This is a genomic window from Pseudoalteromonas sp. MMG012 (assembly GCF_018100875.1).
GTDB lineage: Bacteria > Pseudomonadota > Gammaproteobacteria > Enterobacterales > Alteromonadaceae > Pseudoalteromonas > Pseudoalteromonas aurantia.
This window is the reverse complement of the sequence record NZ_JAGJEF010000113.1, coordinates 1-9585: the sequence shown is the minus strand read 5'-3', so window position 1 is coordinate 9585 and position 9585 is coordinate 1. Positions and strand designations below refer to the sequence as shown.

Sequence of the window (9585 nt, the reverse complement as noted above, 5' to 3'; positions counted from 1 at the left end):
GAATCTATTAGACTTTTCCTCTTATTTGCACTACTCTACAAAAGTTTTCTGAAAACCTCTTTTGGTTACTAAAAATACAAAAATTTCTCTTCCTTAACAGATAGATAAAACAATGGCTGGTTTTAAAAAACTTATATTTTTACAATTGTCTCTGTGGTTAACATTTTCACTTATAGGCACATTCTTTTTTGCTTCGAGTTTTGATTCAGCTGTGAGCAAAGCACAAAGAAGCTCTCAAGTAATGGTAACCCAATATATTCAAAACAAAACAATGGAAAACGTAACGCCTGAGCATATACGTCAAGCATTGGCCAGTGGTAACGTATTCTCGACCTTCATTGTTCGTGATTTTAATGGTGATACGGTGTTGAATATTAATGCCCCAACTCCCCTACCTTTTCTAACAAACATTATTGAAAACAGCATCAATGCAATTCGCCCGCAGTTTTCAGTGAATATTGCCAAAGACATTAAAATTGAATTTGTGATCAATGCGCAAAGCCAAGCGCAGCTTTTACAGCAAGCATTATTACTACTTTTTGTGCTGACAGCTTTGGTTGCGTTTATTCCAATAATTTACATGAAAGCAATATATAAGCGTTTGAATCGTAATGTCAGTATTACAGTGGCAAATGCCGTTGATGTTTATATAACGCAAAACCAAGTCACTGAAAGCATTGAAAATGAATTTAACACCTCAAAAATGCAAGCCCTCAGTGCCGAACTCGCTCCTTCGTTTAATCGCTTAGCACACTTTTTGAAAAGCAAACAAGAAGACATTCAAACCGCGGCGCAAAGTATAAAGCAAGAAGCTTATAAAGATGTTATTACCGGGTTAGGTAATCGCAATATGTTTGTGGAATATTACGAACATCAAATTGAATCAACCAGTAAGAAAAGTTTTGGTACTTTAGCGATGATCCGCTGTAGTGAATTGCAGGTAATCAACCAAACACGAGGCTACCAAAAAGGCGATGAATACATAAAGTCGGTTTCTGATATCATAAAACACGTCAGTGGCACTTATACCGGCAGCCAAACATTCAGACTAAATAGTTCTGACTTTGCGGTTATATTACCCAATGTACCCACAAAAGAAGCGGAGCATTTTGGCGAGACTTTACAAGCAAGGTTCACACAATTCCAACAAAATCAAGAGCTAAGCTCTGTAGCGAATACAGGAATAGTGCCATACGAAACCGGCAAACCGCTTGGTGAACTCCTATCCGTCGTAGATAACGCAATGAGCATGGCGCAAAGTAAACAAGCCAATGCATGGCATATTCAGCGAGAATCAGATCTGGTTAATAATGTAGGGGCTGGATTCGGTAACCAAAACTGGCGTAAAGTTATTCACGATGTGATTGACTCAAAACGCGTAAGCTTAATGATGCAAAACATCATGCCAATTGGCAAAAATGTCAAAGCCTATGCTGAGATACAAGCTAGATTCAAAACTGAAGAAGGCCAAATGCTGCCAACAGCGTCTTTTTTAGCGATGGCTGAGAAGCTTGATATGGCCATTGAAATTGATAAATTAATTATTGACAGCTCCCTCGAGCTTATTAAATCACGTAATTTTACCGAAAAATTCTTTGGTATAAATGTAACCGCTTCAAGTGCCCACAGTGATCAGTTTGTTATATGGCTTGAAAGACGTTTATTAAAAGACGCCAACATAGCATCAAAATTAGTGTTTGAGGTCAGTGAGTTTGGATTACAGCAAAACATAAAAGCCAGTAAGCGCTTTATTGATATGGTGCACAGAGTTGGCGCACGTATCACTGTAGAACGTTTTGGTGTTGGTTTAACCTCATTCAAATTTTTCCGAGATCTAAAACCCGACTTTATAAAAATGGATGCCAGTTACACGCGAGGTTTAGAAGAAGACAAAAACAATCAATATTTCATGAGGTTAATGGTTGACCTTGCCCACCGAATTGGGGTTAGTGTATTTGCAGAGGGTGTTGAAAGCCAAGAAGAAAAGCATATTGTCGAAACGCTTTGCTTAGATGGCGTTCAAGGGTATTACATAGAAAAACCAAAAGAAATCTAAATACCACGTCAGTCCGTATAACCAACAAGGCCAACTCTGGCCTTGTTTACTTTGAAATGAATAGACTTAACTGTCAACAAATGCGCGCAGTTCATCAAGATATCCATTAAATGTGTTTACATTAATTATGATCTTCTCGGTTAAAATTGCTAAAATCGCGACCAAACAAAAAATACCTCAGTTTTTAGCAAAAGGGGCTGTAATGACTGAATATATTATGTTGCTTATCGGCACCGTGCTGGTAAATAACTTTGTGTTAGTGCAATTTCTTGGCTTATGTCCATTTATGGGGGTATCTGGGAAGCTCGACACCGCCGTCGGTATGTCTTTAGCGACCACATTTGTACTGACATTAGCGTCTGTGACAAGTTATTTAGTCAATCAATATATTTTGCAGCCACTAGACCTTGAGTTTTTGAGAACCATGAGCTTTATTTTGGTCATTGCTGTTGTTGTGCAATTTACAGAAATGGTGGTACGTAAAACCAGCCCTACTCTATATCGATTACTGGGCATATTTTTACCCTTGATAACCACCAACTGTGCCGTGCTTGGCGTGGCGTTATTAAACATAAAAAACGATCACTCCTTTATTGAATCTGCCGTCTATGGCTTTGGTGCGGCAGTTGGGTTTTCTCTGGTATTAATTTTATTTGCCGCTCTTAGGGAACGATTAGCCGTTGCTGATGTGCCCTCACCCTTTAAAGGTGCTTCTATTGCTATGGTCACTGCTGGCCTAATGTCTCTTGCCTTTATGGGCTTTTCTGGATTAGTGAAATTATAACCATGACCTTGATGTACGCTTTAATTGCGCTTGGCTCATTAGCGCTCGTTTTTGGACTCATCTTAGGCTACGCTGCCGTAAAATATCGTGTTGAAAGTAGCCCTATTGTAGAGCAAGTCGACGCGATATTACCGCAAACACAATGTGGACAATGTGGCTACCCTGGTTGTCGCCCGTATGCAGAAGCCATTGCAAATGGTGACGAAATCAATAAATGCCCTCCAGGGGGTGATGCAACGGTCAAGAAACTTGCTGACTTAATGGGTGTCGATGCGAAACCCCTTGCTGGCGGTGAAGAAGCTGAACCCATAAAAACCGTTGCTTATATCCGAGAAGATGAATGTATTGGATGCACCAAATGTATTCAAGCATGTCCTGTGGATGCCATTGTTGGAGCCACTCGCCAAATGCACACCGTTATTGATGATGAATGTACTGGGTGTGACTTATGTGTTGAACCTTGTCCAGTTGACTGTATTGATATGCTTCCCGTCGAACAAACTAAGCAAACATGGAAATGGCAAATCAACGCCATTGCCGTGACGCAAATAGATTAAGAGGTTTAAGTGGATACATTACTTGAACAAATAGAAAATGGCACATTGTGGCAATTCCCAGGAGGCGTCCATCCTCCACAACAAAAATCATTGTCAAATCACGCGCCGATTGCACGTTTACCGTTACCCGAAAAGCTCATACTACCGCTCAAACAGCATATTGGTGCAAATGGTCAGTTAATTGTAAGTAAAGGTCAAACCGTATTAAAAGGCCAAGCTTTAACTCAGCCCAGTGGTAACTGGTCTTTGCCTATTCATGCACCTACCTCTGGTGAGATAACCAATATTGCAGCCATGCCATCAGCGCACCCGTCAGCCTTACCTGAGCTCAGTATTATTTTAACGCCTGATGGCAAAGATACATGGATACCCCTAACTGAAAATACACATATTGATACTCTATCGCACCAAGCATTGATTGATATTATTCATAACGCTGGTATAGCCGGTATGGGAGGCGCGGGTTTTCCAACTTATATCAAAGCCGATAGCCAACGACCTGTTGAGTTTCTTGTCATCAATGGTGTTGAGTGTGAACCCTATATCACCGCTGACGATATGTTAATGCGTGAACACGCAGACCAAATAGTCAAAGGTATTGAAGTGATGCAGCAACTTTTGACTCCAGAGCTCATCCTCATCGGTATCGAAGATAATAAACCGCATGCTATCAGCGCGATGCAGCAAGCCTGCCAGCACAATAAAAAAATTCTCGTGAAAGCGATTCCCACTCTTTACCCCTCTGGAGGGGAAAAACAATTAATACGTGTACTCACTTCAAAGGAAGTGCCCAGTGGCGGGATCCCCGCTGATATCGGTGTTCTAGTGCAAAATGTTGGAACACTGTTTGCTGTAAGTGAAGCAGTATTTGCCGGTAAACCACTAATAGAACGTGTTGTTACAGTCACTGGTAACACCATAAAGCGACCACAAAATGTGTGGGCGCTCATTGGTACTGAAATTAAACACCTACTTGATAGCCAAGGCTTCGAACCTGTAGACGCACAACGTGTTGTTATGGGCGGTCCAATGATGGGCTTTACCCTTCCCTCGGTGAGGATCCCTGTTGTCAAAACAACTAACTGTATTCTGGCTCCAGATAATACAGAGCTTGCAGAACCAGGAGAAGAAAAAGCCTGTATACGCTGCAGTGCATGCGCAGATGTTTGTCCGCAGACTTTATTGCCCCAACAATTACAATGGTTTGCCAAAGGCAAAGAGTACGACAAGTTAGAAGACTACAACTTATTTGATTGTATCGAATGTGGTGCCTGCTCTTATGTTTGTCCTAGCGAAATCCCATTAGTACAGTACTACCGTGTTGCAAAAGCAGAAATCCGAGAACAAAAAATAGAACAAGTAAACGCGGAACGCGCTAAAGTCCGATTTGAAGCGAGAAAGGCACGATTAGAGCAGGAGCAAGCTGAGCGTAAGAATAGACATACACGCTCACCTTCCCGAGCAGCTAAGCCTGCTGCAGAAAAAGCGAAAGTGGCCGATGCGTTATCCCGTGTTGCTAAAAAACAGGGTGAACAATCAGCCGTACAGGCCGCAATTGAGCGTGCGAAAGCGAAGAAAATGGCGGATGGCACTCTCGAGCCTGATAACAGTGAAGTGGTATTAGAGCGTGCCAAACGTAAAGAACAAGCCCGTAACTATAAAGCGCAAAAGCAAACCGCGGAAGTAAATAGCAATGACAACAAGTCTGCCGTTGCTGCCGCCGTAGCGCGTGCTAAAGCCAAAAAAGCCGCAAAGCTTGCTGAAGATAATGGTGCGCCTAAGGCTGAACTCAATTCAAGTAAAACGGAACCAAGAAAAGCCGCGGTTGCTGCAGCTATCGCCCGTGCTAAAGAGAAAAAAGCCGCTCAAACGCTAGACAGTGATACGGATATTAACGCTGCGCCTCATGAAACAGTTGATGCGGTAGATAGCAAGTCCGAAGCGGTTAACGCTGACCCACGTAAAGCGGCTGTTGCAGCTGCGATTGCCCGTGCTAAGGCCGCAAAAGCCAGCGAAACTAATGATACGGGTGACGCCCCTGTTAATCCCCCAGCTCACGCTGTAGCCACTGAAAAAGAAACCGCTACAGAGGAAGACCCGCGTAAGGCGGCCGTTGCCGCAGCGATTGCCCGTGCTAAAGCCAAAAAAGCCGCAAAAGCCAGCGAAACTAATGATGCGGGAGAGGGCCTTGTTAACCCCCCAGCTCACGCCGTAGCCACTGAAGAAGAAACCGCTACAGAGCAAGACCCGCGTAAAGCGGCCGTTGCCGCAGCGATTGCCCGTGCTAAGGCCAAAAAATCCGCAAAAGTCAGCGAAACTAATGATGCCAGTGAGGCACCTGTTAACCCCCCTGCTCACGCCGTTGCCACTGAAGAAGAAGCAGCTACAGAGGAAGACCCGCGTAAGGCGGCCGTTGCCGCAGCGATTGCCCGTGCTAAGGCCAAAAAAGCCGCAAAGCTTGCGCAAGCGAATGAGGCTGAGGTTAACAATACAGACTCGCAACCAGTACGAGGTACAATAGAACCCCCGATTGACTCAATAGATGCTGAACAACCAGCAGCCAAAGTTGACCCACGTAAAGCCGCCATTGCCGCTGCAATAGCACGTGCAAAAGCAAAGAAAAAAGCCAAAGAACAAGAAGGAAATGACCCGTCATGAAACTGACTATGGCTTCATCGCCGCATAATCACAGCCAAAAATCTGTGAGTAAGTTAATGATTACGGTAATGTGCGCATGTATTCCGGGCATACTCACACAAGCCTACTTTTTTGGTTTTGGCGTACTCATACAACTTATTATTGCCATCATTACGGCCTCTCTTGTAGAAGCGGCTATTTTAAAGTTACGCAATCGACCTATTTTGCCCTCACTAAGTGATGGAAGTGCTTGGTTAACCGCAGTTTTACTCGCAGTCAGTATCCCTTCGCTCGCTCCTTGGTGGGTTATTGTCGTTGGTATTGTGTTTGCGATTGGTATGGTAAAGCAGTTATATGGTGGTTTGGGTTTTAATTTATTTAACCCAGCAATGGGGGCGTATGTTTTATTACTGATCTCTTTTCCTGTGCAAATGACAAGTTGGATGCCTGTGGATCACTTATTAGCTTCCCCTATTAGCTTTTTAGATCAATTAACCATCATTTTCACTCAAACAAATAGCACAGGCTTGACGCTCGATACACTGCGTACATCAATCGATGGTACAACAATGGCAACGCCTCTAGACACGGTAAAAACCGCAGTGAGCCAAAATTTAACTGTGTCAGAAGCAATGAATCAATCGCAATTTTCAGCCTATGCAGGCCTTGAATGGCAATGGGTGAACGTCGCTTACTTAATCGGTGGTCTGTATTTATTGAAGGCCAAAGTTATAAATTGGCACATTCCTACCGCTTTCATAGGAGCATTAGCTTTATGTAGCGCAATTGGATACATTGCCGATTCAGGATCTCAAGCTGGGTCATTATTTCACTTACTCAGTGGTGCTACGATGTTAGGAGCGTTTTTTATCGCAACAGACCCTGTCTCCGCCTGTACCACCGACAAAGGCAGGCTTATTTTCGGCGCTAGCATTGGTGTGTTAGTGTACGTAATTCGCCAATTTGGGGGGTATCCGGACGCCGTCGCATTTGCTGTATTACTGCTCAACATGGCCGTGCCTTTGATTGACCACTATACCCAGCCACGCACATATGGACATGGAGCGAGTAAATGATTGTTCAATCTATGTATAAAAATGGCGCAATTCTTACTGCCTTTGCTTTAATAACGACAGGGAGTGTGGCATTGGTACAAACACTCACTGCTGAGCGCATCAATGAACAAGAGCAGCAACATTTAATGGGGCTGTTAGGGCAAGTATTGCCACATAATGAATATGATAATGTGCTTTATAAAGATTGTGTGCTCAGTAATGCACCTGAACTTGGCCCTAATGGGTCGTACACGCTATATAGAGCTTACAAGAATGATGCGCCATCCGCTGTGCTTGTGCGTCATACAACACCGCACGGTTACAGCGGTAACATAGATGTACTCAGCGCCATACATGCTGACGGCAGAATTTCGGGGGTCCGTGTCACACGCCACGAGGAAACGCCAGGGCTTGGTGATAAAGTGGAACTGGCTAAATCTGATTGGATCACGACTTTCAATGGTATGGTAATTGAATCGCAAACAGATCCACGCTTTGCTGTGAAAAAAGACGCGGGTCAATTTGATCAATTTACAGGGGCTACAATCACCCCACGTGCTGTTGTAAGTTCAGTAAAGCAAGCCGCTTGGTACGCCAAACAAAATTTTGAAGCGCTATTTAATGCTGAGAATGCCTGTGGAGATACACAATGAGTCAATTTAAGTCACTAATGAAAGAAGGCATGTGGGGTAATAACCCTGCACTTGTGCAATTGCTCGGGCTATGCCCTCTTCTGGCAGTCACCAGTACAGTAACGAATGCACTTGGACTGGGATTAGCAACGTTGTTAGTATTGGTTGGCTCTAACATTACCGTGTCTGTCGTTAGAAATTGGGTGCCTAAAGACATTCGGATCCCAGTTTTCGTGATGATAATTGCGGCGTTTGTCACCATAGTGCAATTATTAATGAATGCGTATACCTTTGGCTTGTATCAATCCCTCGGGATCTTTATTCCTTTGATCGTGACTAATTGCGCTATTATTGGTCGTGCTGAAGCATTTGCATCAAAAAACAACCCGCTGCTCTCTGCATGGGATGGCGTGATGATGGGGCTGGGCTTTGCGGTGGTACTCATCGTGCTAGGAGCAATGCGTGAAATAATTGGCCAAGGTACTTTGTTTGATGGGGCCGACCTACTGTTAGGCACTTGGGCAACTGTACTGCGCATCGAGCTATTCACTTTTGATAATCAATTTCTCGTTGCAATCTTACCTCCAGGGGCCTTTTTGGGATTAGGATTGCTCATTGCAGGGAAAAACGTGATTGATACACAAATAAAAGCAAAGGCAAGCCCTGTGGCACAACCAGAAAAAGCGCCGCGAGCCCGAGTAACCAATTTAACGTAACAATAAGTATCTACCGTCATGAATAAAGTAAAACGTTATGAAATTCTCACTCGGTTAAGAGATGACAACCCTCATCCTGAAACTGAGCTTGAATATTCTTCCCCTTTTGAGCTATTAGTGGCCGTCACACTTTCAGCACAAGCCACTGATGTAGGTGTTAATAAAGCCACCAGAAAACTCTTTCCGGTTGCCAATACACCACAAGCCATCATTGACCTCGGCCTTGAAGGGCTGAGAGACTACATAAAAACCATTGGTTTATTTAATTCAAAAGCCAATAACGTTTATAAAATGTGCCATATCCTTGTGCAGCAACACAATTCTATTGTCCCTGAAAACCGTGAAGCCCTCGAAGCACTCCCAGGCGTTGGCAGAAAAACGGCGAATGTTGTGCTGAATACCGCTTTTGGTTGGCTAAAAGATAATGAAGGTAGATACTTTTTAGCGGTTGATACCCACATTCAACGCCTTGCAAACCGCACAGGTTACGCCAAAGGCAAGACTGTTGAACAAACTGAACAAGCCATTATTAAAAACACGCCTCGTAAAACCGAGTTTATGTTCAACCTACACCACTGGTTTATTTTGCATGGCAGATATGTGTGTACTGCTCGAAAACCAAAGTGCGGTGCATGTATTATTGAAGACCTATGTGAGTTTAAAGAAAAAACTAGCGACTAAATGCCTTAAACTTATATTATGATTAAGAATTTAAATGGTTAGCACCAAAATAAGGATGTTGTAAAACTCAATGGAAGGCAAAATTTATGATCATAACGAACTAAAATTCTACAGTAATCAAGAGTTAGTTCAGTGTCTTAAAGAGCATTGGAAAGTAGAAACCGATACAATTGAAGTATGGGGAGAAATAAAGCCACTTAAAGATAAAAGCTTTGGTTTTCTAACTAACGTAAGTACTTTTACAAGTAATACCCCCTTAATTTATCCACTTAAAGGACATGAGTATTATTGCGACTTCTTTATAAGTTCAAGTGATGCTCAAAAGTTTGGAAATCGTAATTCACCTAGATTAATCCGGTGTGAATTAGTCTTAGCTCCTGAAGCTGAGCGGAAAAAACACAACATTCCTTTTGAATTAAACGTGCTACCTGGAAGTTGTACTCCATTAGAACAATTACCAGACACTG

Annotated in this window: 8 protein-coding genes and 1 pseudogene; all 9 read left to right on the top strand. The window is 43.1% G+C overall.

Annotation, left to right across the window (positions count from 1 at the left end):
• The first annotated feature begins 112 nt into the window (after positions 1–112).
• Positions 113–2056, top strand: coding sequence for an EAL domain-containing protein (locus J8L97_RS21600; RefSeq protein ID WP_192508147.1), 1944 nt, complete (start codon positions 113–115; stop codon positions 2054–2056).
• A gap of 202 nt (positions 2057–2258) precedes the next feature.
• Positions 2259–2840 (top strand): electron transport complex subunit RsxA, encoded by a 582-nt coding sequence (rsxA, locus tag J8L97_RS21595; protein ID WP_192508148.1) that lies wholly within the window; start codon positions 2259–2261, stop codon positions 2838–2840.
• Positions 2841–2842: 2 nt separating this feature from the next.
• Positions 2843–3397 carry an electron transport complex subunit RsxB gene (gene rsxB, locus J8L97_RS21590; RefSeq protein ID WP_192508149.1) on the top strand — a complete coding sequence of 185 codons (555 nt, stop codon included), beginning with the start codon at positions 2843–2845 and terminating at the stop codon, positions 3395–3397.
• A 9-nt stretch (positions 3398–3406) separates the two neighbouring features.
• A complete protein-coding gene (gene rsxC / locus J8L97_RS21585) occupies positions 3407–6055 on the top strand; it encodes an electron transport complex subunit RsxC (RefSeq protein WP_211052700.1) in 2649 nt (882 codons plus the stop codon).
• Positions 6052–7110, top strand: coding sequence for an electron transport complex subunit RsxD (gene rsxD, locus J8L97_RS21580; RefSeq protein ID WP_211052699.1), 1059 nt, complete (start codon positions 6052–6054; stop codon positions 7108–7110). Before rsxC ends, rsxD begins: the two co-directional genes overlap by 4 nt.
• The gene (gene rsxG / locus J8L97_RS21575) at positions 7107–7742 is read left to right on the top strand and encodes an electron transport complex subunit RsxG (RefSeq protein ID WP_211052698.1); all 636 of its coding nucleotides are present in this window, start codon (positions 7107–7109) and stop codon (positions 7740–7742) included. The genes rsxD and rsxG overlap by 4 nt, the downstream gene beginning before the upstream one ends.
• Entirely contained in the window at positions 7739–8437 is a 699-nt protein-coding gene (locus tag J8L97_RS21570) for an electron transport complex subunit E (protein WP_211052697.1), read from the top strand. The genes rsxG and J8L97_RS21570 overlap by 4 nt, the downstream gene beginning before the upstream one ends.
• A gap of 18 nt (positions 8438–8455) precedes the next feature.
• Positions 8456–9118, top strand: coding sequence for an endonuclease III (gene nth, locus J8L97_RS21565; protein WP_211052696.1), 663 nt, complete (start codon positions 8456–8458; stop codon positions 9116–9118).
• 70 nt (positions 9119–9188) lie between these two features.
• Positions 9189–9585, top strand: a pseudogene (locus tag J8L97_RS21560) (restriction endonuclease); the annotation flags it as partial.

Excerpts from the sequence above, each read along its gene's own strand:
- nth (WP_211052696.1), top strand. The coding sequence starts at position 8,456 with ATGAATAAAGTAAAACGTTATGAAATTCTCACTCGGTTAAGAGATGAC.
- rsxD (WP_211052699.1), top strand. The coding sequence starts at position 6,052 with ATGAAACTGACTATGGCTTCATCGCCGCATAATCACAGCCAAAAATCT.
- J8L97_RS21570 (WP_211052697.1), top strand. The coding sequence starts at position 7,739 with ATGAGTCAATTTAAGTCACTAATGAAAGAAGGCATGTGGGGTAATAAC.
- rsxG (WP_211052698.1), top strand. The coding sequence starts at position 7,107 with ATGATTGTTCAATCTATGTATAAAAATGGCGCAATTCTTACTGCCTTT.
- J8L97_RS21600 (WP_192508147.1), top strand. The coding sequence starts at position 113 with ATGGCTGGTTTTAAAAAACTTATATTTTTACAATTGTCTCTGTGGTTA.
- rsxA (WP_192508148.1), top strand. The coding sequence starts at position 2,259 with ATGACTGAATATATTATGTTGCTTATCGGCACCGTGCTGGTAAATAAC.
- rsxB (WP_192508149.1), top strand. The coding sequence starts at position 2,843 with ATGACCTTGATGTACGCTTTAATTGCGCTTGGCTCATTAGCGCTCGTT.